We start from the raw sequence: 25,663 nt of genomic DNA, 5'->3' as shown, positions 1-25,663 counted from the left end.
TACGGCGTGCGTCCGGCCCGAGGGTGCGTGGTCGACGACATGGCGTATGCCGTCGGCCCGGTCAGCCGGTCAGGTGGTGGCGGCGAGGGCCAGGGTCGCGGCGGTCACGACCGTGACGGCGCACAGGGCGCCCGTGCGCGCGATGCGACCGACGTCGACGGAGAGTTCGGCGGACCGGCAGCGTGAGGCCCAGAGCAGCGTCGCGACCGAGCCCCACATCGTGATGATGGGCCCGGCGTTGACCCCGATGAGCAGGGCGGCCAGGCGGGAGGGTGCGTCCGCCACCGTCGGCTCGAGCGCGAGGTAGGCCGGCAGGTTGTTGATGCCGTTGGAGGTCAGCACGCCGAGACCGCTGACCCTGAAGAGGTCGCCGATGCCGGTGCCGTGCCCGACGATGGTGCGCAGCCACGCCTCGAGCCCCAGGCGCAGCGCGGCGTCGATGACGAGGAAGAGGATGCAGATGCCCATGACCGTGAGCCACGGCATCTTGATCCGGCGCAGCAGCTCGGGCGCGCGCCAGTAGGTCGCGGCGAGCAGGACGAGGGCGGCCGGCACGGACGCCAGGGCCGGCTGGACGCCGAGGACGAACGCCGGGGCGAGCAGCACGCAGACCCCGCCGGCGACCTGCATGAGCACCCGGTCGTGCGGCTCGGCGGCCGGTGGAGTGTCGTAGGTGCTGCCGAGGTCGCGCCGGTGCAGCAGCCACAGCACCACGACGGTCGCGACGATCGCGACGACGGCCGGCACGGCCATCAGCCTGATGTAGCCCAGGGTCCCGACGCCGAGCGCCGCGAACGGGTGCAGGGCCAGCAGGTTCGTGAGGTTGGACACGGGAAGGAGCAGGGAGGCCGTGTTGGCCAGCCAGAGCGTCGTCATGGCGAACGGCAGTGGTGGGGCGCCGACCTGACGGGCCACCGTGATGGCCACCGGGGTCAGCAGCACCGCGGTCGTGTCGAGGCTGAGCACGACGGTGCACACCACCGCGAGCCCGACGATGAGCAGCCAGAGCACGAGCACACGTCCCTTGGCGACGCGCGCGGCGTGGTGCGCCATGACGTCGAAAAGACCAGACAGGTCGCAGATCTCGGCGACGAGGGTGATCGCGACGAGGAAGACGAGGATCGGCGCCACGCGCTCGACGAGCAGGCTGAGGTCGAGCACGTCAGGCCTTCGGGGTCGTGGCGAGCTGCCACGGACGGCCCGGACGCGGTGGGGGCGTCAGCTCGACCTCGAAGCGCTCCGAGAGCCGCTCGGCCAGGGCCTGCGGCGTGCGCGGCGCCTCGGCCTGCACGAGCTCGCGCGTCACGAGACCGCGGGTGTGCTTGGCCATGTGCGAGGCGCCGGGGACGGTGACGTGCACCCAGCGCTCGGCGCGCTCGCCCGTGGGACGCCAGACGGCGGCATACGTGCTCGACCGGCAGTCGACGACGAGCTCGCGCGGCTTCACCGCGGCGTCGAGCGCCGACGGCAGCTCCTTGCGCCACTCGTGCGACAGGTAGCCGATGCCGGGGAGGGTGCTGCAGATGTTGACGCGGTAGGCCGGCACGCGGTCACCGAGCCGCAGCGCACCGAAGAGGGCCGACACGACGACGACCCAGCGGTTGGCGCGGCGCTTGGAGGCCGCGTCGAGCGAGTCGACGTCGAGCGCCTGGTAGAGCACGCCGGTGTAGACGTGCGAGGCGGTCGCCGTGGGAGCGCTGCGCAGGACCGTGTTGCGCTCGAGGTCGGCGACGAGGTTCGGGTTGATCTCGAGGACGCGCGCTGCGTCGGGCTCGCCGCTCAGCCGCTCCACCGTCTCGACGACCGACTCGCGCAGGGGCGTCAGCTCGGGGAACGAGAGGCTGCCGAGGTCGAGCGACCGCCCCCGCCGGGGTGAGGTCTTGCCCTCGGACGGGGGAAGCAGGATGAGCACGGGGGTCAGCCTAGGCAAACGGGACAGTGATGTCTCATCCCCGCGCGTGTCGCGGGCGACGAACGATCGCCCGGGTCGCCGCGGAGTGCCGCGGGTGCTCAACCTCCGGGGAGCACGTCGTGATGCGTAGGGTGACGCCATGGCCCAGCGACACATCGTCTTCCGCCCGGCGACGAAGCCCGGCGACGTGGCACGGCAGCTCACGGCGCGCTTCGAGGCGGTGCGTCGCGAGTTCGAGGTGCCGGACCGGTTCCCGCCGGAGGTGCTGGCCGAGGCCGCCGCAGCCGCCGGCGCCGCAACCCTGCCGGAGCGGGACGAGACAGCCGTCCCGTTCATCACCATCGACCCGCCGACGTCGATGGACCTCGACCAGGCCATGTCGATCGAGCGCAGCGGCGACGGCTACCGGGTGCGCTACGCCATCGCCGACGTGCCTGCCTTCGTCCGCGCCGGTGGCGCCGTCGACGCAGAGTCGCGCCGCCGCGGCCAGACGGTCTACTGCCCCGACGAGCGGGTCCAGCTGCACCCCTCGGAGCTGAGCGAGGGCGCCGCGAGCCTGCTGCCCGACCAGGTGCGTCCTGCCTTCGTCTGGGACATGACGCTCGCCGCCGACGGCGAGGGCACGGCGGTCGAGGTCTTCCGCGCGATGGTGCGCAGCGTCCGGCGCTACGACTACGAGCAGGTGCAGAAGGAGGTCGACGCCGGCACCGCCGAGGAGTGCCTCGTCCTGCTCAAGGAGGTCGGCGAGAAGCGCGTCCTGCTCGAGCGCCAGCGGGGCGGGGCGACCCTGCCGATGCCCGAGCAGGAGGTCGAGGAGGACGAGCACGGCGGCTTCCGGATCTCGTTCCGGCCGCTGCTCGCCGCGGAGGACTGGAACGCTCAGATCTCGCTGCTCACCGGCATGGGCGGGGCCGACCTCATGCTCCGGGGCAAGATCGGCATCCTGCGCACCATGCCGCCGCCGGACCCGCGCGACCTGGCGCGCTTCCACCGGCAGGTCAGGGCCGCCGGTGTCGACTGGCCGAAGGACCTGTCCTACGGCGAGCTGCTGCGCACGCTGGACCGCAGCAACCCGCGGCACCTCGCGCTCATCCACGAGGCGACGTCACTCTTCCGCGGCGCCGGTTACACCCCCTTCGACGGCGAGGTGCCCGCGCAGCCGACGCACGCGGCCGTCGCCAACCCGTACGCGCACGTGACGGCTCCGCTGCGGCGCCTCGTCGACCGCTTCGGGCTCGTGGTGTGCGAGGCGCTCTCGGCGGGGGAGGAGGTGCCGGGCTGGGTCCGTGAGGCGCTGCCCACCCTCCCCGAGATCATGTCGATGTCCGACCGGCGCACCAACGGGGTCGAGCGTGCCTGCACCGACGCCGTCGAGGCCGCCGAGCTGCACCCGCTCGTCGGGAGCACCGTGCAGGGCGTCGTCGTCGACGAGAACGACAAGGGCGTCATCGTCCAGCTCATCGACCTCGCCGTCGTGGCCAAGGCGAGCGGGTCGGCGAAGGCCGGCGAGACGGTGACCCTGCGGGTCGACGCCGCCGACGTCGGGACCGGCACGATCACGCTCTCGGTCGCCTGAGGACACCCCGTCGGCGGAAATCCACTGGCCGGGGATGCTCAGCGCTCCTAGCCTCGTCGGCATGCGGGTGCGCTTCGTGAGGACCGGTGAACGGCGCTACGAGGTGCGCGTGGAGCGTGACCTCGCGACCGACCTCGTCATGAGCCCGGCGCCGGGGTGGAGCGACCTCGCGCCGCACGACCTCGTCCACCTCGTCGTCGAGCACCGGTTCGGCCTGCGCGACGGCATCTTCGGCCAGCTCGCCGCAGGCGGAAACGCGGGCACCTTCGTGCCCACACAGGAGACGCGCACCAAGGCGTGGGCGCGCCGGGTCGAGCGACGGAACAAGGCGCGCGGCACGCAGATCGGCCGGTCGGAGCAGCTCGCGGCCGCCGTCTACCCGGCGTGGCTCCGGCAGCGCGGGATGACGCCCGACCTCCACCACGAGCGGGCCGGGGGAGCAGCCACCGACCTCGGCGCCCGCGAGCTCGCCTCGGTGTTCGCCGACCTCGACCGGCTCTCGGAGCAGTGGTGCGGGCTCGCCGTCGGCGGGTCCGTCGACGTCGACTGGCCCTGGCCCGAGCGACGCTGAACGGCCGGGCAGCCTCGTGTGCAGCCAGCGGCGTCAGGACCCCTCTGCCTGCACACGCCGACCGGCCAGAGACGACGTATGCCGTCACGCCCGGAGGGGCGGACGGCATACGTCAGCAGGTGGCTCGGATGCTCAGGGAGCGGTGACGGGGGCGCTCGGGGTGCTCGCGCCCGAGTCGGGCGTGGCCGGGGTCGTGGGCGCGGCCGGGTCGGTCGACCCTGTCGCCCCGCCGGGAGCGGCCGGGGTGGCCGGCGTCGCGGGGGTCGTCGCGGACGGTGTCCCGGTGGAGGTCGCTTGACCAGCCGTGGACCCGGCGGGCGCAGTCGCCGTGCCGGTCGGAGTCGCGGGTGCGGTGGGCGTCGCGGGTGCGGTGGGCGTCGTGTCGAGCGCGCCGCCGTCGGTGGAGGTGCCGTCGCGCGCGGTGTCACCCGAGGTGCCGGCCGGGCTGTCGACCACGGCGCCCGCGCTGGTGCGGCCTCCGAGGTCCGTGCCGGTGACCTGGGCGCCGGTGGCGAGCTGGAGGCCGGTGAGGAAGGCCGCGGCGATGGCGAAGACGGCACCGGTCGTGACGAGGACCCGTCGCGTGGTCACCCGATCGGGACGGCGCCACCACGTCTCCCGCACGACCTCGACGTCCACGCCGTCCGGTCCGCGGCGCGAGCGGACGAGCACGACGGCCTCCCTGGCGCGGGCCATCGAGTTCGTGTAGAGGCTGGCTGCGATCGCCGAGATGATGCTCAGCACCGCGGCGCCGGCGATGGTGCCGACGACGCCGAGGCGCGAACCGAGGGCGGCAGCCGTGGCAGCGGCCATCGAGCCGCCGAGCAGCTGGGTCAGGGAGAGGTCGAGCAGCTTCGCTCCGGGCCGTGCGTCGGGCTCCGCGTCTGGCACGGAGCCGGGTCGGGTGTCGGGCTGGTCGTCGGTCAGCGGTTGCGTCATGGTCCTGGGGTCGGTTGCGATCGTCATCTCCCATGCACGACGAACGACGGCCCCGGATCGTTGACGGGATCGGCGAGGTGTGACTCGGGTCACCTCGCGCCGGCGGTCTGGCGGCCGGTGCCGATTCGGGCGATCGGGCCCGACGGTGACAGACTCGGGGCGATCACTGGAGGACCATGGACGCCACCGCCCTGCACGACCGCGAGCTCGCGGACCGCCGAGACCCCGACGGTGCGGAACACCACGGGGGAGCCGTCGCCGAGGAGGCGGCCCGACGCCGCACCTTCGCCGTCATCTCGCACCCCGACGCCGGCAAGTCGACCCTGACCGAGGCGCTCGCGCTGCACGCGCGCGCCATCGGCGAGGCTGGCGCGGTGCACGGCAAGGGCAACCGGCGCGGCGTCGTCTCCGACTGGATGGAGATGGAGAAGGACCGAGGCATCTCGATCACCTCCGCCGTGCTCCAGTTCGCCTACGACGGCACGGTCATCAACCTGCTCGACACCCCCGGTCACGCGGACTTCTCCGAGGACACCTACCGGGTGCTCGCAGCCGTCGACGCCGCCGTCATGCTCGTCGACGCCGCCAAGGGCATCGAGCCCCAGACGTTCAAGCTCTTCGAGGTCTGCCGGGCGCGTGGCGTGCCCGTCATCACGGTCGTCAACAAGTGGGACCGGCCCGGTCTGGACGCGCTCGCGATCATGGACGAGCTGACGAACCGGATCGACCTGCACCCGATGCCGCTCACCTGGCCGGTCGGCGTCGCGGGCGACTTCCACGGCGTGCTCGACTGCGCGACGGGCGACTTCGTCCAGTTCACGCGTACGCCCGGCGGCGCCACCGAGGCCATCACGACGCGGATGCCCGCCGAGGAGGCCGAGCAGCTGCTGGGCTCGGTCTGGACCGACGCGGTCGAGGAGTACGACCTGCTCCGCTCCTCGGGCCACGACCTCGACCTCGAGCTGTTCCTCTCGGGCGCGGCCTCGCCCGTGCTCTTCGGCTCGGCCGTCCTCAACTTCGGCGTACGCCAGCTGCTCGACACCCTCGTGACGCTCGCCCCCGCCCCGGGGGCCCGACCCGACCGCTCCGGCGACCCCCGGGCGGTGTCGGCTCCCTTCTCGGGCTTCGTCTTCAAGATCCAGGCGGGCATGGACAAGGCGCACCGCGACCGGCTCGCGTTCGTCCGGGTGTGCTCGGGCCGCTTCACGCGCGGGATGGTCGTGACGCATGCCGACACGGGCCGTCCCTTCGCGACGAAGTACGCGCAGAGCGTCTTCGGCCGCGACCGGTCGACGCTCGACGAGGCCTTCCCGGGCGACGTCATCGGCCTCGTCAACGCCAACGCCCTCCGGGTCGGCGACACCCTGTTCGCCGACGAGAAGGTCGCCTTCCCCCGCATCCCGCTCTTCGCTCCGGAGCACTTCGCCGTCGCCCGCGCGGCGGTCACCGGCAAGCAGAAGCAGTTCCGCAAGGGCATCGAGCAGCTGGGCGAGGAGGGCGTCGTCCAGGTGCTGCACTCCGACCGGCGCGGTGCGCAGGCGCCGGTGCTCGCGGCCGTCGGTCCGATGCAGTTCGACGTCGCCAAGCACCGGATGGAGCACGAGTTCGGCTCGCCGATCCGCCTCGAGCCCCTCGGCTACTCCGTGGCGCGTGCCGTCACGGCGGCCGCGATGCCGATCGTCGACAGCCGGCCCGGGGCCGAGTCGCTGACGCGCGAGGACGGGTTGCACGTCGCCGTCTTCGCCGACAAGTGGCGCCTCGCGTCCGTCGAGAAGGACCTGCCGGCCGGCTCACTCACCCCGATCTTCGGCTGACGTCGTGAGCCGGCGCTTCGAGGAGATCGACTGGCAGCAGACGCCGATGGGCGAGATCAGCCTCCGTCGCCGGCTCGAGCCGTCGCTGCTCGTCGACGTCTACGAGGTGAAGCTCGGCGAGGAGTTCCTCATGTCGAGCCTCTTCACGGTCGCGGAGGTCGAGCTGGCCCGCCTCGGGCTCGCCGCCGTGGGGGAGGGGGGTGGCGACGACGAGAGCCTCGACGTCGTCGTCGGCGGGCTCGGTCTCGGCTACACGGCCCTGGCGGCGCTCGAGGACGCCCGGGTGCGTTCCCTGACCGTCGTCGAGGCGCTCGGACCCGTCATCTCGTGGCACGAGCGGCAGCTGCTCCCCGACACCGCGTCCCTCATCGACGACCCGAGGACCTCGCTGCTCGAGGGCGACTTCTTCGCCCTGGCGCGTCAGGGCCAGGGCTTCGGGGACGCGCCGACCCTGCTGCATGCCGTGCTGCTCGACGTGGACCACACGCCCCACCACGTGCTCCACCCCAGCCACGCGGACCTCTACACCCGGGACGGCCTCTCGCGTCTGGCGGCGACGCTGCACCCCGGTGGGGTCTTCGCGCTGTGGTCCGACGACCCGCCCGACGACGCCTTCACGGCCCTGCTGGCAGAGGTCTTCGCCGACGTCGCCGCGCACGAGGTGTCCTTCGCGAACCCCCTCACGGGAGGCACCTCGTCCAACAGCGTCTACGTGGCGACCAGTGCGGTCGAGCGCCAGACCACCGGTTGAGCCACATCTGCTCCCACACCAGCCGAAGTCGTCCTAACGTATGGGCTAGGACACCGACGTCCCAGGAGGTTCGATGAGCGTCACGGTCTCGGTCAACGGCGCCGTCACGACTGCCCGGCTCGCGGGCGAGATCGACACGTACACCGTGCCGGACGTGCGGGCAGCGTTCGAGGAGATCGCCGTGACACAGGGCGCCGCGGTGGTCGTCGACCTGCGCGCCGTCACCTTCCTCGACTCCTCGGGTCTCGGGGCGATCATCGGGCTCTACCACCGCGTCGTGGCGGCGGACGCCCGCCTCCAGCTCGTCTGCGGCGACATCACCCTGCGGCTCGTCAGGCTGATGCACCTCGACCAGGTCCTCGACGTCGTCGAGGCACCCGACGTCGACGTCGCGCCCGTCGAGGTTGCTCCCGCCGAGACAGCGGACGGCGTGGATCCGGACCGGGTCGACGCGGACCGATCCTGACCTGACGGTCCGCCCTCCCGGGACCCGGTCGGCTCAGGACGCCAGTCTCAGGTGCACGCCGATGCGTGTACGCGTGGGGCGGGCCTCGATGGTCAACCGATCGCTCAGCCGCTGCGCGATCCACAGCCCGCGGCCGCTCGTCGACTCGTCGTCGAGCGCGAGGACCTCCGGCACCGACCCAGTGCCGTCGTCGTCCTCGACCGTGAAGACGAGCGAGTCAGCCGTCTCGTCGATGAGGAGGACGCCGTGACCGCCGCCGTGGACGATGCTGTTGACCGCGATCTCGTGCACGGCCAGCACGGCGTTGTCGGCCCGGTCCGGGATGCGTTCGCCCGCGATCGCCCGCACGATCTCACGCACGCGACGCAGGTCGTCAGGGCCGAACTCGACACGACGGAGCTCGCGTCCCCTGGCCACCCCTTGACCCCTCACCTCTGCATGCTCCCACTTCTGCGGCATCTGTGGTTGCCCAAGCCCTTCGGCTGTCAGGATGACCCCATGAACGCGCCATGGCAGAGCCCGGCGGCGAGCCGTGCGTCGGTCGCCCCGAGGCTGGCGGCGTTGGCGGGCATCGCGGCCCAGGTCGCGGCTGCCACGACGCTGGAGGAGCTCACCGAGACCATCACCGAGCGTGCGTCGTCCGTCGTGGGCGCCTCGCGCGCCGTCCTGGCGGTCCAGGACGGCCCGACGCGTCTGCGCACCATCGCCACCCACGGCCTCACCGCGTCCGAGGCCCGGCAGTGGGCCAGCCTCGAGCTCGACGCCCGATCGCCGCTCACCGACGCCGTCCGGACCACCCAGATCGTGTCGGTCACGGGCCGGGCAGAGCTCCTCGAGCGCTACCCGGAGCTCGATGACGGCGCGGAGCGGTCGTCGGTGACGCTGCCGCTCATCTCCCGAGCCGACGGCTCGCCCATCGGGGCCGTGGGTTTCCGCTTCGACGGGCTCGTCGGACCGGTCGACCCGGATCTGGTGTGGGTGCTGGGCGTGCTGGCGGACATGTGCGCGCAGACGATGCTTCGCCTTCGCGCCGAGGCGCAGAGCGCGACCCGAGCGGCCCAGCTGGAGTTCCTGGCCGATGCTTCGCAGGCGCTCGCCACCACCCTCGACTACCGGCAGACGCTGCGCCAGGTCGCCTCGCTCGCCGTGCCGACGCACGCGGACTGGTGCTCGGTCCAGATGGTCGACGACGGTGTCCTGCGGACCCTCGCCGTCGCGCACGTCGACCCCGACAAGGTGCAGCTCGCCAAGGAGCTCGAGACCCGATGGCCCTCCGACCCCGAGCGGCCGGGAGGGGCGGCCCAGGTGGCGCGCACCGGGAAGAGCCTGCTCATCGACAACGTCACCGACGAGATGCTCGTCGCCGCGGCCCGCGACGAGGAGCACCTCCGGGTGGCGCGGGAGCTCGGACTGCGAAGCGCCATGACGGTGCCGCTCATGGCCAAGGACCGGGTGCTCGGGGTGCTGACCTTCGTGGCGGCCGAGTCCGGTCGTCGCTACACGCGCGACGACGTCGCCTTCGCCGAGGACCTGGCCCGACGGGCCGGTCTGGCCATCGACAACGCCGACCTCTACTCCCAGACGCGCCGTGTCGCGTCCGTGCTCCAGGCGACGCTGCTGCCCCAGGACCTGCCCGAGATCCCCGGTTGGCAGATCGGGACGGTCTACCGACAGGCGGGGCGCACCGACGTGGGTGGTGACTACTACGACGTCAGCGGGCTCGACGGCGGCCGGGTCACGGTGGTCCTCGGCGATGTCATGGGCCGTGGCGTCGACGCGGCTGTCGCGGGCTCGAAGATGCGTTCTGCTGCAAGGGTGCTGGCGACCCAGGATCCGGAGCCGGAGGCGCTCGCCGGTGCGATGGACCGCTTCATGGCGACCGAGCCGCCGACCCAGATGGCGTCGTCCGTCTACCTGCTCTTCGAGCCGGAGCGGGACGACCTCGCCGTCGTCGTCGCCGGGCACCCGCCGCCGCTGCTCGTCCAGGGCGGTCGCACCCGGTTCGTCAGCGAGGACGGCTCGCCGGTCCACGGCCTCGGTGAGGTCCCCCGAGCCTCGGCCCGGGTGCCCTTCGCCGTCGGGGACCTGCTCCTGCTCTACACCGACGGCCTCGTCGAGCGCCGCGGAGAAAGCATCGACATCGGGCTCAAGCGCCTGCAGGCTGCCGCCGAGGAGCTGCTCACCGGCGCCGACGACGACACCGACCTCGACGAGGTCCTCGACGAGCTGACGGAGGCGGTCTCCGACCCGGACCGGCACGACGACGTTGCCGTCCTGGCGTTTCGCCGCGTCATCTGAGCGGACCGGCGGTCCGCGTCGGCGCCGGGGGAGTGGCCGGTTCGAGATGCCGGCCCCCGGGAGTGGCTCGCCGGTGGGCGCGGACGCAGCGGACGGCATACGCCCCTATGCTGGTGCGCGGATGAGTCGGCCAGACGGTCGCGTCAGGGCCTCGGCCCTGCCGAGGAACGTCCGGGCTCCACAGGGCAGGGTGGTGGCCAACAGCCACCCGGGGTGACCCGCGGGACAGTGCCACAGAGAACAGACCGCCGGCCGCTTCGGCGGCCGGTAAGGGTGAAACGGTGGTGTAAGAGACCACCAGCGCTCCAGGTGACTGGAGCGGCTCGGTAAACCCCACCCGGAGCAAGTCCAGACAGCGTATGCATGGCGCCCTCGGGCGCCGAGGAGACCGGCCCGGTCGAGTGCGCGGGTAGGACGCTCGAGCCGGCCAGCAATGGTCGGCCTAGATGGATGGCCGTCGCCACGTCACCGGTAACGGGGACGCGGAACAGAACCCGGCGTATCGGCCGACTCATCCACTTACAGGCCTCTGACCTGCGGTGATGTGTTTGGTCATCCCCGGAAGTCCGCAACAAGTCCGCAGAATTTCGGAGGACTCCGTCGACAGCGGCCCAGTGCGCTCGTCCTTGTCGGGCCAGAGGTGGCTGTAGGTGTCGAGCGTCTCGCTGGCGCTGGCCTGGCCCAGACGGGCCTGAACGGTCTTGACCGACTCTCCGTGACGGATGAGCAGCGAGGCGTAGTAGTTCCTCAGCTCGTGGAGGCGGATGGCTGGGACGCCGGCCTGCTTGAGGGCTCGGTTCCATCCCGTCCCGAAGGCTGACCGGCGCAGTGGGGCGCCGACGTTGTTCGTGAAGACGAGGGTGGTCGAGGGGTAGGCCTCGAGGTGCGCCCGGAGGGCATTGGCGACGACCGTCGGCAACGGGACGACTCGGACGCTGGCCTGCGACATGGGTGGGGTCAGCACCGTCATCGGACGCGATGTGCTGTCGGCTGACGGCGTGCGAGCGGGACGCGTCAGCGAGCTGCGGTGCCTCGGCGCTCCTCATGACGAGCGACAGGAGCCGATGCGTGTCGTCCTCGTCCTCTACACGCCACATCCGGCCGGTTCCGCGCTCGGCTACTCCGTCCACCAGGACCAGGGACCCGCCCTGGTGCGACGTCTCGTTCGTCTGTGGCAGCGTCACGACCGCGCGGTCGGGGTCGATCAGGTTCGAGGGCTCGACGCGGTCAGCGGTGAGCTGCGAATGAGCGCGTCGGCTCGACATCGGCATCCGCACGACCTCTGAGCCGGCAGGACGTCGGCGCGCCCGAGCTCACCGCGCCGGAGCACGTAGGTGTGAAGCCGGAGCCCGGCCGAGGTGCGTGGCGTCCCTTGCCGCTCAGGCGGAGCCGGCCCTGTGCTTTCAGACCGGCTCCGCCATCCTGAACCTGCCACCGGGCACCCGGAGCCGAAAGCCATCTGTCGAACGTTCACACGACCGTCACGGTCGGGTCGGGCACGCGAACGTTTTGCGGCTGTGACCGCGGGTACCTGTCTGGCATGCAGACTCCCTCTCCCGACGTTGCGCCTGAAGTCCTGCCCCGAGCCGAAGGGGGCACGGCATGAGTCTGGGCCGGGCAGCCGCCGGGCCGCTCGCCGGCACGATGGACGCGCTCGTCCTGGTCCGCCACGGTGAGAGCGTCGGCAACGTCGCCGATGCCCGGGCCCGGGAGGCCGGTGCGGGCCATCTCGACCTCGATACCCGAGACCCCGACACGCCGCTCTCCGAGCGCGGCGAACGACAGGCCACGGTGCTGGCGCAGCACGTCGCCGCGACCGAGACGCGCCGCCCCGACGTCGTGCTCAGCTCGCCGTACCTCCGGGCGGCCAGCACGGCACGCATCGTCGCCCAGGCCATCGGGATGGAGCCGACCTGGGACGAACGGCTGCGCGAGCGTGACCTCGGGGTCTTCGACGGGCTCACCGGCGCGGGGATCCGGTCGAGCCATCCCGAGGAGGCCGAGCGACGGTCCCGGCTCGGCAAGTTCTACTACCGTCCGCCCGGCGGCGAGAGCTGGACCGACGTCGCCCTCCGGGTGCGTCACCTCCTCCTTGACCTTGCCCTGACGCAGGCAGGCCGCAGTGTCTGGGTCTTCACCCACCAGGCCGTCATCATGAGCTTCCGCCTCGCCCTCGAGGGCCTCGACGAGACGACGCTGCTCGACCTGGACCGGTCGCAACCTCTCGCCAACTGCTCCCTGACCCGCTACCGGGGGCGCTCGGGCGGAGGTCTGGAGCTGGAGTCCTTCGCCGACGTCGGCCATCTCGAGGACGCTGCCGTCGAGGAGACCCACGAGCCGACCGCCACCGAACCGACGGCTGCCCCGGAGAGGAGGCGGGCCGGTGGCTGAGGAACATCCCGTCCGGGTGGATGACGGGCTCCTGCGAGGCTGGCGGCTGCCGGATCCCGGAGGTGACAAGTCCGAACGCGGCACGGTGCTGGTCGTGGGCGGGGCTCGGCAGACGCCGGGGGCTGTGCTGCTCGCTGCCGAGGCCGCACTGCGCGTCGGCGCCGGCAAGGTGCAGGTGGCCACCGCCGCCGACAGCGCCACGACCCTGGCCGTGGCGCTTCCCGAGTCCTTCGTCGTGGGGCTGCCGGTGCTGCATGACGGCGAGCTGGCCGTCGCCGGGGCCGACCGGGTGCTCGAGCTGGCGTCCGACGCCGACGTGGTCCTTCTGGGCCCAGGTCTGGGACATCCGCAGAGTGCGAATCTCTTTGCGGCGCAGATCATTCCCTACCTCGACACCCAGCTCGTCCTCGACGCCCTGGGCACGGCGTACCTCACAGGTCGGCTCGACGGCATACGTCATCTGACAGGCAGGGCGCTGCTCACCCCGAACGTCACGGAGCTGGCGGCCCTTCTGGACCGACCCGAGGAGGCCGTGTCGGACGACCTGCTCGGAGCGGTCCGCGCGGTGGCCGACGGCACCGACGCAGTCGTCCTCGGCGGGGGAGAGATCTCGTACGTCGCGCGTCCGCGGGGCGAGTCGTGGTCCTGCGACTCGGGGCCCTCCGGACTGGCGACGGCAGGGTCGGGCGACGTCAAGGCCGGCGTGGCCGCCGGGCTGCTCGCCAGGGGGGCGACACCCGAGCAGGCGGCGGTCTGGGTGGCGTGGCTGCACGGGCGCGCCGGCGAGACGCTGGAGGGCGAACGGCCGGGCTTCCTGGCGCGAGACGTGGTCGGCGCCGTGCCGACGGTGCTGCAGCGCTTCGAGACCGGTTAGCGAGCGCACGGTGGGATCGGGTGGCCGCCGGGGGTGCGGGTATGCCGGGAGGGCTCGTCCTACGGCCGGCCGTGCGGGGTGACGTCCAGGGCGCCCGTGTCGATCACGTCGAGGGCGAGGTCGTGCAGCTTCCGGTTCGTGTTCTGGCTGGTGATCCGCAGCAGGTCGAACGCCTGGTCACGTGCCAGCGTGTGCTGGGCGACGAGAACACCGACTTCTTCGGCGCCTGGGCACCCGGTGCCGTGGCCAACGCGGACCTCTCGTTCCAGTCCCAGCTGGAAGCCGTCAAGAGCCCTGAACGCCTGCGGGGCCACGACGGTCAGGCACGCTCGCCCGACCCCGGCGAATCACCGGATACCGTTGTCGTGCCGATCTTCTCGCCGATCGCGAGGTGCCCGCCGAGGTAGGCCGACACACCGGAGACCGAGAGGCCGGCCAGGCCCAACGCCACTCCCGCGGACCGGCGCCGCGGCCGCACCGCCCACGAGACGGCATACAACCCCAACGAGGCGACGTTGAGGGCCGCGTGGACGGCCGCTACGCGACGGGGACGCTCGGTCAGTGATGCGTACTCCGCGAGGCCGGTCAGGGCAGCGGCCGGCGCGGAGATGAGGCCAGCCCCGACGAGTCGGCGGGCCGCGTCTCGGCTCCGGGACCTCCCACGAGGTCGAGCAACGTCGCCGAGCTGAAGAAGCCGATGGGCAGGTCGGTCAGGAACGGGTGGGCGGCATGCCCCACGACCTCACCTGTCACCAGGCTCCTCCACGTGTCACGCCCTCGGGCTGCTGCGGCCACCGGTTGCAGGAGCCGAGCGACGCCGTCGAGCGACGGCCGTCCCTCGACGATCCTCTCGACGAGCGCCGTCGCCGTGGTGGTGTGCGGGCCCATGACGTTCTCGGTGTCTTCCATGAACCACACGTACCCGGGACCCGAGAACGTGACGCTGAGGCGTGGCTCCTCACGGGATGGGTACGGGCCGGGTCCGAGACCGAGGAGGAACCGCCATGACCGACACCGACCCTACGACGGAGGCAGGGACGCACCGGGAGGGACGGCACCCCTCGCCGTCGTGACCGGGACCTCGAGCGGCATCGGCCTGCACCTGGCCGGCCGCAGAGAATCTGGTGTCGGGCGACGACACGGGCCGGCGCCGCATCGTCCCCGTGCGAGCCGACCTGGCCACCGCGGAGGGAGTCGAGACCCGCGTGACGCAGGTGCGGTCCCTCGGTCGTCCCGTCGACGTCCTCGCGCTCATCGCCGGTGTCGGCGTGGCAGGACCGTTCGTGGACACCCCTCTGGACGACGACCTCCGTCGCGGCCACCATGCCAGGCCCCTGGTACGCGACGTATGCCCTATCCAAGGCCTTTGCCCTCCTTCGCCTAAGCCGTCCGCCATGAGCTGCGCGACACCGGCGTCACGGTCACGGCCCTCATGCCCGGTCCGACGGACACGCACTCCTTCGACCGGGCGGGCTTGCTATCGGCGCGTGCCCTCGAGGAACAGGGCGACTGACTTGTCAATGCGCCGCTGCCGGGTGTCGGACGACTTCGCCGCGTTGAAGGTGTCCACGTGGTAGCGCTGGAGGCTGTTGGACAGGGCGTCGAAGAACTGACGTGATCCTTCGTTAGCGTCCAGGGCGGCCGCGAAGTCGGTGGGCACCTCGACAGTACGGGGAGAACTGGCGACGGTGAGCGTCACTCGGATCGCGTCCTCACCGGCCAGTCCGGCTGCCGGTGTTGTGGCCGCTCGCGGTCAATGTGGTCTCGAACGTGGAGGTGCTAGGCGTAGGAGAGCTCACGACTTCTCCTCCAAGATGGTCGGGACGAGGGGCATGTGGCTCCGTACCCGGCTCAGCCGCTCTGGGACATCACGGTAGAGGCGTCGCTGTCACCAACGAGAGCCGCCGAGTCGGCAGTTTGGCAGGCCGCACCGCCATCGGGCCTCTGGACGATCTCAATCGATCTCTCGCTGTCGGCCGGGCCCGCAACAGGCCGGTGCGTTACGTCGGGTGCTCAATGGGAAGGGGACTGGCACGACCCCGACACCACTGGAGCAGACACATGCGAGCAGTCACCTGGCAAGGCAAGAAGGACGTCCGCGTCGAAGAGGTGCCGGATCCACGGATCCAGGAGCCGACTGACGCGATCGTGCGCATGACCACCACCAACATCTGTGGATCTGATCTGCACCTCTACGAGCCGCTGGCAGCGTTCATGACGCCGGGCGACATCATCGGTCACGAGCCCATGGGGATCGTCGAGGAGGTGGGCGGCGCGACCGGGGACTTGAAAGTGGGCGACCGCGTCGCCATCCCGTTCCAGATGTCGTGTGGGCACTGTTGGATGTGCTCCGCGCAGCTCTACACCCAGTGCGAGACCACTCAGGTCCGTGAGCAGGGCACCGGAGCCGCGCTGTTCGGCTACACGAAGCTCTACGGTCAGGTCCCCGGCGCGCAGGCTGAGTACCTGCGCGTGCCGCAGGCTCAGTTCACCCACATCAAGCTGCCCGAGGGACCGCCGGACGACCGCTTCGCCTACCTCTCCGACATCTTGCCCACCGCCTGGCAGGCGGTGGAGTATGCCGCGGTTCCCGACGGTGGCACGGTGGTGGTCCTGGGCCTGGGCCCTGTCGGTGATTTCGCCTGTCGCATCGCTGTGCACAAGGGATACCGCGTCATCGGCGTCGACCTGGTGGTGGACCGCTTGGCCCGGGTGGCGGCGCGCGGGGTCGAGGTGGTCGACCTGGAGCACCACGGTGACGATCTCGGCGACGTCATCCGGGACCTCACGCAGGGCCGTGGCCCCGACGCGGTCATCGATGCCGTGGGCATGGAAGCTCACGGCTCACCTGCGACCAAGGCCGTTCAGAAGGCCGCCGGTCTCCTCCCACGCTTCATCGCTGCCCCTATCCAGCAGGTGGCGGGGGTGGATCGGCTCGGAGCGCTCTATTCGGCGATCGACATCGTCCGCCGTGGCGGCACCATCTCACTGAGTGGCGTCTATGGGGGAGCAGCGGACCCCATGCCGATGCTGACGCTCTTCGACAAGCAGATCCAGCTCCGTATGGGCCAGTGCAACGTCAAGCGGTGGGTCGACGAGATCATGCCGCTGCTCTCGGACGACGACCCGCTCGGCGTGGACGACTTTGCAACCCATCGCCTACCGCTCGAGGAAGCACCAGACGCCTACAGGGCGTTCCAGGAGAAGCGGGACGGGTACATCAAGGTGCAGCTGAAGCCCTGAGTCGTGAGGCGCGGACAGTGAGCCTCGCCCGAACGACGGGCGAGGCTCACTGTCATGGATGCCAGCTGTACGCGATCGTCACCCAGCGGCGAGCACGGGACACTGCGCTTGCCGGCCCACGAGGGCAGCAAGGCTGGCGCCGGGGCTGGCACTCAGCCGGCTTGAAGCGTTGCCCTCACCGCATCCTCGAGCTCGCGCGGTGGCTTGCAGCGTCTGGAGCACCGAACGGCAGGCTCCAGACCGACGAGCTGGATGGCCCACTCGGTTCCGGACATGATCGGCTCGGCCGTGACCGTCACCTCACCGTCGCAGCCGTCGGTCGGGCAAGGGATCGTGATCTCTTCCATCTTTGGACCATAGAGGTCCCGGCCGATCGGAGGGATTGGCCGAACTGCGCCATCAGGGGTATGCCGCGGCAGCGGCCTCGGCAGTGCGGGATGCTGCTCGGGACTCCGGGGTTGAGCATCTGATCGCAATCATTCGTCCGGACCATCTCGCCTCTTAACGAGTGGCACTCAAGATCGGCCTCTCGCTCGAACGCGAGGTGGAAAAGAATGGTGGCCCGGCGCTGATCGTCGGCGGCGACCTGTCCTGATCTGCGCCGGTGCCTCACTGGGCGAACGTCCTCCGGGCCACATATGGGTGCGACGGACGGAGCGGCATCGGCCGACTCATCCACTTTCAAGCCTCTGACCGGCCTCGGTCGGGCGCCTCGCTCCAGGACGAGCAGGCGGGCTTCCTCGGGCGTGACGTGGTCCGCGCCGTGACGGCCGTGCTCGACCGCTTCGAGCGTCGGCAGGGATGACGAAGTGCCGGTTGGCGAAGGGCATGGCTCCCTTCCCACGGTGAGGTGACGGAATCGGGTCGCCCTGGGCGGCCTACGGGTGGCCGTGGGGCGTCACGTCGACAGCGCCGGTGTCGATGACGTCGAGGGCCACGTCGTGCAGCTTGCGGTTCGTGTTCTGACTGGCGATGCGCAGCAGGTCGAAGGCTTGGTCGCGGGTCAGCCTGTGCTGAGCGACGAGGACGCCCACGGCAGTCCCGATGTCCCGGTTCGAGTTCAGGGCTCGCTCAAGGTTCGCAACTCTGTCGCGTAGGTGCGCCGCCGTGACGGCTTGTGCTCCGTGGGTGGTGAGCAGGAGCCCCTCGGCGAGATCGTGGTCGTCGAATGCATCTGGCTCATCGGCATAGAAGTTGAGCCCCGCGACAATCCCGGCCATTTCGAGGTTCATCCGGAAGGACAGCATGCTGCGGAGACCCAGCTCGGAGGACACGCGCCGACCGTAGGCAGGCCACCGTTCGTCCGTCGCGAGGTCTCGAGGCTGGTAGATGGTGTGCTCGACGATGGCGTCCACGCACGGTCCCGAGTTGAGCTCGTACTGGATTGCGTCCGCTTGTCTCGCCACATCGTCGGATGCGGCAGCCGTGACGAACCGGTCATGGCTGAGCGTGGTGATGCTCACGGCTCGCGCTCCGGACACCCGCTCGGCCGCGAGTCGGGTCAGTGCGGCAAAGGCGTTCTTGGCGTCGGTTCGGCCGAGCTGTTGTCCAAGGCGTTCGAAGTCCTCGGCCACGGCGCGCAGGTGCTGGGGGAGGTTCTGGTCGGTGGTGGTGTCACTCATGAGTAGCTCCGGTCCCGACCGCGTTGAGCGCGAGCGAGAGACGTAGGGACGGGATCGCCGGAGAGCCACTGACGACAGTGGCCACCGGGATCGAACGGCAGCTGCCGAACCAAGACGTCTATACCCATCAGCGTGCGAGAACTACGCCGGGACCTCCAGGCCTGACCCGTGAAGCCCGGCGACAACCTCTATGGGTCTGACCGATTCCTCTCACGTCGGGGCTGGACTTCTCGACCTCTTCGGTGCCGGGGCGGCGGAGAGGCGGCCAGTCCCGACCCTCTCGTGCCGTGTTCGTGCCCGCGATGATGGGACGAGGCATGACGCCCACCCATGCCTTCGGCGGGCACGACACGGGTGGCGGACACATTGGCGGGCGCCACGGGGAAGTGCGACGGCCATGGGTACGTCGACTGCCTGACGGACACGTGATCCTCGACGTCGACGGCACACTCGTCGACAGCAACTACCACCACGCGCTCGCATGGACACGGGCGTTCGCGCACGTCGAGCTGTTCCCGCCTGTGTGGCGGATCCACCGTGCGGTGGGAATGGGGGGCGACAAGCTCGTCGCACACGTTGCCGGTGCCGAAGCAGAGCAGCGGCTCGGTGACGCGTTGCGTGATCGGTGGACACAGGAGTTCGACAGGCTCATCGGGGAGGTCCGGCCCTTCGATGGGACGCGCGCGCTCCTCGAGGCGGTGAAGAATCGCGGCCACCATCTCGTCTTGGTCAGCTCTGGACAGCGGCAGCACGTCGAGACGCTCCTGCGTCTTTTTGACGGCCAGTCCCTGGCGGACGCATGGACGACCGCGGACGACGCCGACGAGAGCAAGCCGGCCGCCGACCTGCTGCAGGTGGCACTGTCGAGGGTCGGCGGTTCGGCCGGACTCATGGTCGGTGACGCCACCTGGGATGCTCAGGCTGCGCAATCCGCGGGCATGCCGTCGGTCGGCCTTCTCACGGGTGGCTTCAGTGAGGCTGAGCTGCTCGATGCCGGAGCGGCCCACGTATTCGAGGGTCCGGCGCAGCTGGCGCAGGCCGTCGCGGATGGGCTGATCGAGCGCCTCCCGTCCCAGTCTGCCCAAGACCTCTGATCAGGCGGGTCGCCGACTCAGGCCTCCAACGCGGGGTGAGCGACCGCCGAAAATGGCTGGGGTGCGCAAACAGCTCTAGGTCTAGCAGGCATGGCCCGGGATCGCCTTTGCACAGTCCGGACGGCTCGTCTACGCCGTCATCCTCCAACGCATGTTCATGGCCCAGCGGCCCCCGGAGCGTTCGGGATCCTTTGTGCCCCCGTCGTTCTCGCGACAGCGCGAGGTCGCTCGCATGACGCGCCAGACGTCGAATCCCTGCCCGGCGGTACTGCCGGTGAACCGCCTGACATACCCGTTCCAGACCAGTTCGCACCCACGTGTCCGAACGTGCTTGGGAGGCCTTGGGCTGGGTATCCGGTGACTAGCAACACCGGCTCGACCGGGCAGCTCGAGCAAGGGGCCTGCCCAGTCGCGCGACCATGGAAGGAAACCAGACCCATGACTGAACGACCGTACGAGACGACCGTGCCGGACGACCTGACCGTCGGCACCACGTCGCCCTCCACCGCTGATGGCGGCCAACACTCCGGCGCGACGTCAGCGTCCGGGGGCTTCACCGGCGGAGACACGAGTGTCAAGACCGAGGCCAAGTCCGTGGCCGCAGACGCTGCGGACAGCAGCCGTCACGTCGCCGACACAGCGGCATCGGGCGCCAAGGACGTCGCATCGGAGGCGGCCACACAGCTGCGCCAGCTCTTCACCCAGCTTCGCGGTGAGCTCGACGACCAGGCCTCCGTGCAGGGTGAGCGAGCGGCGAGTGGGCTGCGTTCCCTCGCGGACGAGCTGCGGGAGATGGCCTCGAGTTCCTCGCAGAAGGGCGTGGCGGGGGAGGCGGCCGGGCAAGCCGCGGACCGTGCTGCGTCGGCCGCCGACTGGCTCGAGAACCGCCAGCCGGGTGACATGTTGGAGGAGTTGCGTTCCCTGGCGCGTCGGCGACCTGGCGCCTTCCTGCTCGGTGCCGCTGTCCTTGGAGTCGTTGGCGGACGTCTGACGCGGGGACTCACCGCCGAGAGCGGTGGCGGATCCGGCACCGAGACCCCGACGCGGTCGACCACTGGCGCGAGCCCCGGGACTCCGCGGCTCTCGTCTGGCGTGTCCTCGACGGCGGCGGCCTCGCTTTCCGAATCGCCAGTGCGGCGCGAGCCCTACACCGTTGGTGTACGCGACAGCGACACGCACGCGGTGACCTCGGCGACGGGGGGCGTGACGTCCGACCCGCTCGACGAGAGCTACACCGAAGGCCAGAGCGGGGTGCGCTGATGAGCACGTGGCCGGAAGGCGGCTCGGGGAGGGATGCGGGCCCGTCCGGCGCGTCCGCAGCTGCCCCGTACGCCGGCGCGGACCCATCGGTGACCACGACGGACCCGTCGTTCACCAGTGCCCCCGGCGACACCGCATACGCGACCTCCGGCGCCGCCTACGAGAGCTCGCACGAGAAGGCCGAGCACGCCTCCATCGGCGAGCTCGTGGCTGACATCAGCCAAGGGCTCAGCACGCTCCTCCGCCAGGAGGTGGAGTTGGCCAAGGCCGAGGTGCGTGAGTCCACCTCGCGAGCAGGCAAGGCCGCCGGCATGTTCGGTGGCGCTGCCATCTCCGGCTGGATGGCGCTCCTCTTCCTGTCGCTGGCCGTGTGGGAGTGGCTCTCGAGGGCCCTCGACGACCGAGGCTGGGCTGCGGTCATCGTCATGGCCGTGTGGGCCGTCCTCGGCGCGGTTCTCGCGGCGATGGGCAGGCGCACGACCAAGGAGATCCAAGGACTACCGCGCACGACGGAGACCGCCAAGCGGGTGCCGGACGCGCTGAAGGGAAACGAGGAACGATGAGCACGAACTACCCGACCAACAACGACCCGGACGCGATCCGGGCGGACATCGAGCGCACGCGGGAGAACCTGAGCCGCGACGTCAACGCTCTGGGTGAGTCCGTCAGCCCGGGACAGGTCGCCCACCGCCAGGCCGAGAAGGTCAAGGGAAGTGCCGCGGCCCTGCGAGAGCGGGTCATGGGGACCGCGACCGACGCCGGGGACAGGACTTCGGGTCTGGCCCACGGTGTCGGTGAGGCAGCGAGCGATGCTGGCAATACCGTGCAGCGCAAGGCGCGGGGCAACCCCCTCGCAGCCGGGGTCATTGCGCTCGGCGCCGGATGGCTCCTGGGGTCCCTGCTCCCGGCGTCCGAGAAGGAGCGCCGCCTCTCTGAGACGGTCAAGGAGAAGGCCGAGCCCGTGGTGCAGCAGGCACAGGCGGTGGCCAAGGACGTGGCGAGCGAGTCGGCAGAGCACCTCAAGCAGCCGGCACAGGACGCCGTGCAGTCGGTCAAGGAGACGGCTCAATCGGCCGCCCAGGACGTCAAGGACGAGGGCGCGCACGCCGCCGCCGACGTGCGGGAGAGCGCCTCCGAGTCCGCCGACGCCGTCAAGAACCCACCGCAGGGGTGATCTCCAGAACTGTCAGCGTGCAGGGGGCGGCCGTGACCATCGGTCGCCCCCTGCACCTGTGCAGCAAGGCCAGCGGCGGCTCCGGCTCGCCCACGCACGGACCCCTTGGACCGACGGGGCGTAGTCGACGTCGGTTCGGTGGGTCAGGACCGTGTGCTCGTGTGACGACCTAGTCGGTGTCGTGACCGAGAGTGTGCGCGGGTTGATCGGCCGCCGACTGCGACGACCAGCTCTCGAACTGCTGGCCGCAGGAAGCGCACGTGTAGACGGCGAAGTCGTTGTCCGCGTCGTGGTACGGGACTGCCGTGGATGAACGGCTCGCGCCACAGAAGGAGCACGTAGGCGAATGTGCTTGCTCTGTTGGATCAGTCATGCGCATCCGTGGTCATCAACGTCGGACAAGAACGTCTCTGACCTCTCCGTTTCTGTGTGATCTGCGTGTACGCCTACTGGTCTGCCGGCGATTGCGCGCCCGGTCCGGTTGCTGACGGGCTACCCACATGTGAACGTTGGGAGCCGACTGTGGCCGGCGTGCAGGCTCGTCGCCTGCGGCCTTCCCGTGTCGACCTTCAAGGGGCGGGGACCGCAATTCGGTAGATCTCATGCTGGGGGCCGAGCCACCCCCTTACTGTGTCGCGGATCCGTGGACGTCGGCGGCCACTGGAGCCACACCCTGGCCCTGTGCGGCCGTCTGGGCGGAGGGACCGCTGCGGCGGACTCTCAGCTCCGCGAGCAACGCACGCTCACGCCGCCTGAGAGCGGCCTCGCGGCTTACTTGGCCCGGAAGGGGGTGCGGCCCAGCGTGATGCGCCTGATCCCGGAGCCGGTCCTCAACGCGGGCCAGCTCGGCTACAAGCTCCCGAATGCTGAGTTCATTCACGGGGCGGTACTCGTCAGAAACCACATGGGCTCGATACCCGATCTCACCATCGTCAAACACTCTGGCCCGAGGTCGTGCGAAGCGCAGCCGAGCCAGTGCCCCACGCGCGGGACCGTGGGTAGTTCTCGGTGCTCCCACGTCGACATCACCTCGAGGCCGCACGTCTCGCCGAGGTCCGGCAGGACCTGGTGAGCCTTGCGATCGCTCTTCTGCCGGAGGGCTACGAGCGCACTCGAACGTACCCAGCGTCCTCCAGAAATGCTGCGGCGGCCGGTAGCCGCCTGGTTTCCGTTGCGGCGCCAGGCGGTCACGATCGCGACTGGTGCGGGTTTGGATGGGCGGCCGATGGGCACGTGACGCACAGGTGCGCGTGAGGCGCGCCGCGGGTGATGACGTCGAGGACGCAGGAGGTGACGGACGGCGATGGAGCCGATACCCGAAACGGATGAAGCCCTGTCGGAGCTGGAACGGTTCGGAGACAGTGACCTTCGTGGGGACCTGGCGGAGGTGGCCGCGACGGCCAAGGAGAAGATCCCGACGCTGGTCGGTCTGAGTCTGACACTGGTGGCCGAGCAGCTCGTACTGACGTATGTCGCCACGGGTCTGGAGGTCGCCGTGATGGACGCGGTTCAGTACGTCGACGGGGGGCCATGCGTCGAGGCGGTCGTCGACGACGAGATCGTGGGGACCGATGTCGAAGACCTCCTCGACGAGGGGCGCTGGCAGCTTTTCGCTCAGGCGACCGCGGCGGCAGGTGTCCGCAGCACCCTGTCAATCCCCTTCGGGGAGGAGGGGATAGTGACGGGAGGTGTCAATCTCTATGGCGGCCACGCCTCATCCTTCCGAGGACAGGAGAGTGAGCTCGCGAGGCTTTTTGGCGGTTGGGCTCCGGGCGTCGTGTCCAACGCCGACCTTTCGTTCTCGACCCGACTCGAAGCAGTCCGGAGTCCGGAGAGGCTGAAGGGCCAGGCGTACGTCGACCAGGCCGTGGGCCTGCTCGTCAGTTCGCGCGGGATCGAGGCCCACGTCGCAGAGGAACGTCTGTACCGGGCTGCCGCGCAGGCGGGTACGAGCGTGGTGGCACTGGCTCGGGCGATCGTCAGTGCGTTCACCGGTGAGGCATGAGCCACGACGGCGGCCCGTCCGCATCACGACCGGCGCTCCGCAGGTGATGAGCCTGCACCGGCAGGGCCCCCTTGGTATTGCATTGCTGGAGTAGGTCTGGAGCCGCGACATCGATGGGGGCGACGGCGCCGCCGCCCTCCCCATCGACCAGAGCGAGGAAGCGAAGGATCATGAACCTCCCGCCGTACGCGGGCACGTGCCCAAAGCTCGCTCGAAACGGGGATACCGCGGCACGGTCATACGACTCCCCGTGAGGCCTCGCCCCGCACTGAGTATCTGCCGAGTAAAATCCAGTGCAATGACGGACACGTTGGTCTGAACCGCCACGCCTGACGGTCTGGGTCGATGACGGCACCTTCAAGGCGCGAGGGAAGCCATGGCCGTCAAAGACGACTCCGGTGATCTGTATGTCCATTTTTCCCGAGTTGAACACCGCTCGCGACCGCGCGATGCCCCCGCAAGACAACCTTGTGAGGGGCGTTAAGTCGCTGCACATGTCTCCGGACACGGCCCGCACCAATCCGACGAGCGAGCGTCTGACACTCTGCGCCGTGCTCACTGACGGGCTCCAGGCATCTCCTGTTGCACAGCACGCCTCGATCCGTCTCGTCCAGCGCGGTGGCGTGAGCAGCCTGCTGTTGGCGACGACCGAGCAGGCGCGCTGCCTCGCTCATCTCGAAGAACGCGTGGGTGAAGGCCCTAGCGTGTCCGCATTGCGCGGGAAGTGCGGGACGGCCCTCTTGCGGTCGGCAGACGAGCGCCCCCATCCGTGGGCTCGGCTCGCCGAGGAGCTTCCCGGAAGTGGGTTGGCATCAGTGCTGGCTTCTCGGCTCGTGTGGGACGGCCGACCGGTGGGAGTCCTCACGCTGAGCTTCGAGGAGGCTACTGGTCCCTCGGACCGACAGATTGACATGGCGCGGGGTGTTGCCGTGCACATCGGAGCCACCATTGCGATGGCGCAGAAGGTGGCTCAACTCGAAACGGCCATGGTGACCCGCCAGGAGATCGGGCAAGCGATCGGGATCCTCATGGAGCGCTACCAGATGACTCCTGAAGCGGCATTTGCCTACCTTCGACGGCTCTCGCAGGACGGCAACATCAAGTTGCACGACGTCGCCGAGGTCCTGCGCGTCGCCGGGCGACTCCCCGGGGAGTGCGAGGGGCGTCGCGAGCAGCCTGCGGGTGCGGACCAACCGGAAACCAAGGCGCCGGGGGGAAACTGACGCGTTGTCAGCCGGCCCGACAGATCGTCACGCGGCGTGGCTACATGTTGAGCACGTGCAGTCCTCACATGAGCACGAGTCACACGTGCAGTCCGCAGGGCAGTTGTCGCAATCGCAGGGACTGCTGGGTTCGGTCTCGATGGGGACCGGGGGAATCTGGCCGCTCATGGACTCTCCTCAAAGGGGGACTTCTCCGACGTTCGCTCAGGTTGGGTCAGGAGACAACCGCGTCGATGGCCTTCTTCATCGCGCTGGGCTGCTCGGGACGGCGCGGTGCCTTCTTCCGGGCAGCGAGCAGCTCCTCGCCGAGCTCCTGCAGCTGCTTGCGCCCGAGGCCCTCGCGGACCTTCGGGAACCAGTCCTGCTCCTCCTCGGCCATGTGGTGCTCGACGTTCTCGATGAGCACCGTCGTCTTGGCGTCGAACCGCTCGTCCGTGGCATCCATCGCTG

Annotated in this window: 26 protein-coding genes, 1 other RNA gene and 1 pseudogene; 16 read left to right on the top strand and 12 right to left on the bottom strand. The window is 70.2% G+C overall.

Translation table 11 applies throughout. The features are described 5' to 3' along the window. Positions 1 to 69: 69 nt before the first annotated feature. Positions 70 to 1,161 (bottom strand): SLC13 family permease, encoded by a 1,092-nt coding sequence (locus tag AB4Z14_RS07325; protein WP_442274646.1) that lies wholly within the window; start codon positions 1,159 to 1,161, stop codon positions 70 to 72. A gap of 1 nt (position 1,162) precedes the next feature. Next, positions 1,163 to 1,912 carry a YaaA family protein gene (locus AB4Z14_RS07320; protein ID WP_442274645.1) on the bottom strand — a complete coding sequence of 250 codons (750 nt, stop codon included), beginning with the start codon at positions 1,910 to 1,912 and terminating at the stop codon, positions 1,163 to 1,165. A gap of 139 nt (positions 1,913 to 2,051) precedes the next feature. Here AB4Z14_RS07320 and AB4Z14_RS07315 point away from each other — a divergent pair, with 139 nt between their 5' ends. Together AB4Z14_RS07315 and AB4Z14_RS07310 are read left to right on the top strand one after the other, a co-directional pair. Then, positions 2,052 to 3,488 (top strand): RNB domain-containing ribonuclease, encoded by a 1,437-nt coding sequence (locus tag AB4Z14_RS07315; protein WP_442274644.1) that lies wholly within the window; start codon positions 2,052 to 2,054, stop codon positions 3,486 to 3,488. Between the two features lie 61 nt (positions 3,489 to 3,549). Beyond that, positions 3,550 to 4,059: a hypothetical protein gene (locus AB4Z14_RS07310; protein ID WP_442274643.1), complete on the top strand. Its 510-nt coding sequence runs from the start codon at positions 3,550 to 3,552 to the stop codon at positions 4,057 to 4,059. Positions 4,060 to 4,191: 132 nt separating this feature from the next. On the opposite strand, the gene AB4Z14_RS07305 is transcribed toward AB4Z14_RS07310, so the two are convergent. Next, entirely contained in the window at positions 4,192 to 4,998 is an 807-nt protein-coding gene (locus AB4Z14_RS07305; protein ID WP_442274642.1) for a hypothetical protein, read from the bottom strand. Positions 4,999 to 5,174: 176 nt separating this feature from the next. Between AB4Z14_RS07305 and AB4Z14_RS07300 the strand changes: the two genes are divergently transcribed. The 3 genes from AB4Z14_RS07300 (at position 5,175) to AB4Z14_RS07290 (ending at position 8,029) form a co-directional block, all read left to right on the top strand. Continuing rightward, positions 5,175 to 6,812 carry a peptide chain release factor 3 gene (locus tag AB4Z14_RS07300; protein ID WP_442274641.1) on the top strand — a complete coding sequence of 546 codons (1,638 nt, stop codon included), beginning with the start codon at positions 5,175 to 5,177 and terminating at the stop codon, positions 6,810 to 6,812. A gap of 4 nt (positions 6,813 to 6,816) precedes the next feature. After that, positions 6,817 to 7,563 (top strand): spermidine synthase, encoded by a 747-nt coding sequence (locus AB4Z14_RS07295; RefSeq protein ID WP_442274640.1) that lies wholly within the window; start codon positions 6,817 to 6,819, stop codon positions 7,561 to 7,563. Positions 7,564 to 7,636: 73 nt separating this feature from the next. Further along, positions 7,637 to 8,029, top strand: a complete 393-nt coding sequence (locus tag AB4Z14_RS07290; protein WP_442274639.1) for an STAS domain-containing protein — start codon at positions 7,637 to 7,639, stop codon at positions 8,027 to 8,029. Between the two features lie 33 nt (positions 8,030 to 8,062). Here the strand turns inward: AB4Z14_RS07290 and AB4Z14_RS07285 are convergent, their stop codons facing one another. Beyond that, the gene (locus tag AB4Z14_RS07285) at positions 8,063 to 8,446 is read right to left on the bottom strand and encodes an ATP-binding protein (RefSeq protein ID WP_442274638.1); all 384 of its coding nucleotides are present in this window, start codon (positions 8,444 to 8,446) and stop codon (positions 8,063 to 8,065) included. A gap of 81 nt (positions 8,447 to 8,527) precedes the next feature. On the opposite strand from AB4Z14_RS07285, the gene AB4Z14_RS07280 reads away from it, so the two are divergent. Together AB4Z14_RS07280 and rnpB are read left to right on the top strand one after the other, a co-directional pair. Further along, the gene (locus AB4Z14_RS07280; protein ID WP_442274637.1) at positions 8,528 to 10,327 is read left to right on the top strand and encodes a PP2C family protein-serine/threonine phosphatase; all 1,800 of its coding nucleotides are present in this window, start codon (positions 8,528 to 8,530) and stop codon (positions 10,325 to 10,327) included. A 122-nt stretch (positions 10,328 to 10,449) separates the two neighbouring features. Continuing rightward, positions 10,450 to 10,845, top strand: an RNA gene (gene rnpB, locus AB4Z14_RS07275) — RNase P RNA component class A. Here the strand turns inward: rnpB and AB4Z14_RS07270 are convergent. Beyond that, entirely contained in the window at positions 10,839 to 11,276 is a 438-nt protein-coding gene (locus tag AB4Z14_RS07270) for a tyrosine-type recombinase/integrase (protein WP_442274636.1), read from the bottom strand. The two genes, rnpB and AB4Z14_RS07270, sit on opposite strands and share 7 nt — an antisense overlap. Before the next feature lie 653 nt (positions 11,277 to 11,929). On the opposite strand from AB4Z14_RS07270, the gene AB4Z14_RS07265 reads away from it, so the two are divergent. Next, positions 11,930 to 12,718: a histidine phosphatase family protein gene (locus tag AB4Z14_RS07265; protein ID WP_442274635.1), complete on the top strand. Its 789-nt coding sequence runs from the start codon at positions 11,930 to 11,932 to the stop codon at positions 12,716 to 12,718. Then, positions 12,711 to 13,592: an NAD(P)H-hydrate dehydratase gene (locus tag AB4Z14_RS07260; RefSeq protein ID WP_442274634.1), complete on the top strand. Its 882-nt coding sequence runs from the start codon at positions 12,711 to 12,713 to the stop codon at positions 13,590 to 13,592. The genes AB4Z14_RS07265 and AB4Z14_RS07260 overlap by 8 nt, the downstream gene beginning before the upstream one ends. A gap of 59 nt (positions 13,593 to 13,651) precedes the next feature. On the opposite strand, the gene AB4Z14_RS07255 is transcribed toward AB4Z14_RS07260, so the two are convergent. The 4 genes from AB4Z14_RS07255 to AB4Z14_RS07240 form a co-directional block, all read right to left on the bottom strand. Further along, positions 13,652 to 13,906 (bottom strand): ANTAR domain-containing protein, encoded by a 255-nt coding sequence (locus AB4Z14_RS07255; protein WP_442274633.1) that lies wholly within the window; start codon positions 13,904 to 13,906, stop codon positions 13,652 to 13,654. A 5-nt stretch (positions 13,907 to 13,911) separates the two neighbouring features. Further along, positions 13,912 to 14,202, bottom strand: coding sequence for a DUF2231 domain-containing protein (locus AB4Z14_RS07250; RefSeq protein WP_442274874.1), 291 nt, complete (start codon positions 14,200 to 14,202; stop codon positions 13,912 to 13,914). Next, a complete protein-coding gene (locus AB4Z14_RS07245) occupies positions 14,178 to 14,501 on the bottom strand; it encodes a hypothetical protein (protein WP_442274632.1) in 324 nt (107 codons plus the stop codon). Before AB4Z14_RS07245 ends, AB4Z14_RS07250 begins: the two co-directional genes overlap by 25 nt. A gap of 568 nt (positions 14,502 to 15,069) precedes the next feature. Then, positions 15,070 to 15,291 (bottom strand): YdeI/OmpD-associated family protein, encoded by a 222-nt coding sequence (locus AB4Z14_RS07240; RefSeq protein ID WP_442274631.1) that lies wholly within the window; start codon positions 15,289 to 15,291, stop codon positions 15,070 to 15,072. A 362-nt stretch (positions 15,292 to 15,653) separates the two neighbouring features. Here AB4Z14_RS07240 and AB4Z14_RS07235 point away from each other — a divergent pair, with 362 nt between their 5' ends. Further along, the gene (locus AB4Z14_RS07235) at positions 15,654 to 16,835 is read left to right on the top strand and encodes a zinc-dependent alcohol dehydrogenase (protein ID WP_442274630.1); all 1,182 of its coding nucleotides are present in this window, start codon (positions 15,654 to 15,656) and stop codon (positions 16,833 to 16,835) included. A gap of 152 nt (positions 16,836 to 16,987) precedes the next feature. Here AB4Z14_RS07235 and AB4Z14_RS07230 read toward each other — a convergent pair whose 3' ends face one another. Both AB4Z14_RS07230 and AB4Z14_RS07225 read right to left on the bottom strand, forming a co-directional pair. After that, positions 16,988 to 17,182 carry a hypothetical protein gene (locus tag AB4Z14_RS07230; RefSeq protein WP_442274629.1) on the bottom strand — a complete coding sequence of 65 codons (195 nt, stop codon included), beginning with the start codon at positions 17,180 to 17,182 and terminating at the stop codon, positions 16,988 to 16,990. A 531-nt stretch (positions 17,183 to 17,713) separates the two neighbouring features. Beyond that, positions 17,714 to 18,457, bottom strand: coding sequence for an ANTAR domain-containing protein (locus AB4Z14_RS07225; protein ID WP_442274628.1), 744 nt, complete (start codon positions 18,455 to 18,457; stop codon positions 17,714 to 17,716). A 425-nt stretch (positions 18,458 to 18,882) separates the two neighbouring features. Between AB4Z14_RS07225 and AB4Z14_RS07220 the strand changes: the two genes are divergently transcribed. The 6 genes from AB4Z14_RS07220 (at position 18,883) to AB4Z14_RS07195 (ending at position 25,213) form a co-directional block, all read left to right on the top strand. Then, the gene (locus tag AB4Z14_RS07220) at positions 18,883 to 19,551 is read left to right on the top strand and encodes an HAD family hydrolase (protein WP_442274627.1); all 669 of its coding nucleotides are present in this window, start codon (positions 18,883 to 18,885) and stop codon (positions 19,549 to 19,551) included. Between the two features lie 438 nt (positions 19,552 to 19,989). Continuing rightward, positions 19,990 to 20,811, top strand: coding sequence for a hypothetical protein (locus AB4Z14_RS07215; protein ID WP_442274626.1), 822 nt, complete (start codon positions 19,990 to 19,992; stop codon positions 20,809 to 20,811). Positions 20,812 to 20,900: 89 nt separating this feature from the next. Next, entirely contained in the window at positions 20,901 to 21,374 is a 474-nt protein-coding gene (locus AB4Z14_RS07210) for a phage holin family protein (RefSeq protein WP_442274625.1), read from the top strand. Next, positions 21,371 to 21,985, top strand: coding sequence for a DUF3618 domain-containing protein (locus AB4Z14_RS07205; RefSeq protein ID WP_442274624.1), 615 nt, complete (start codon positions 21,371 to 21,373; stop codon positions 21,983 to 21,985). Before AB4Z14_RS07210 ends, AB4Z14_RS07205 begins: the two co-directional genes overlap by 4 nt. Before the next feature lie 1,303 nt (positions 21,986 to 23,288). Then, positions 23,289 to 23,990, top strand: coding sequence for an ANTAR domain-containing protein (locus AB4Z14_RS07200; protein WP_442274623.1), 702 nt, complete (start codon positions 23,289 to 23,291; stop codon positions 23,988 to 23,990). A gap of 407 nt (positions 23,991 to 24,397) precedes the next feature. Then, positions 24,398 to 25,213, top strand: a complete 816-nt coding sequence (locus AB4Z14_RS07195) for a GAF and ANTAR domain-containing protein (protein ID WP_442274622.1) — start codon at positions 24,398 to 24,400, stop codon at positions 25,211 to 25,213. A gap of 214 nt (positions 25,214 to 25,427) precedes the next feature. Here the strand turns inward: AB4Z14_RS07195 and AB4Z14_RS07190 are convergent. Further along, positions 25,428 to 25,663: pseudogene (locus AB4Z14_RS07190) on the bottom strand (hemerythrin domain-containing protein); the annotation flags it as partial.

This window comes from Terrabacter sp. 2TAF16, from assembly GCF_052115065.1.
Taxonomy (GTDB): domain Bacteria; phylum Actinomycetota; class Actinomycetes; order Actinomycetales; family Dermatophilaceae; genus Terrabacter.
This window is presented reverse-complemented; position numbering and strand designations above follow the sequence as displayed.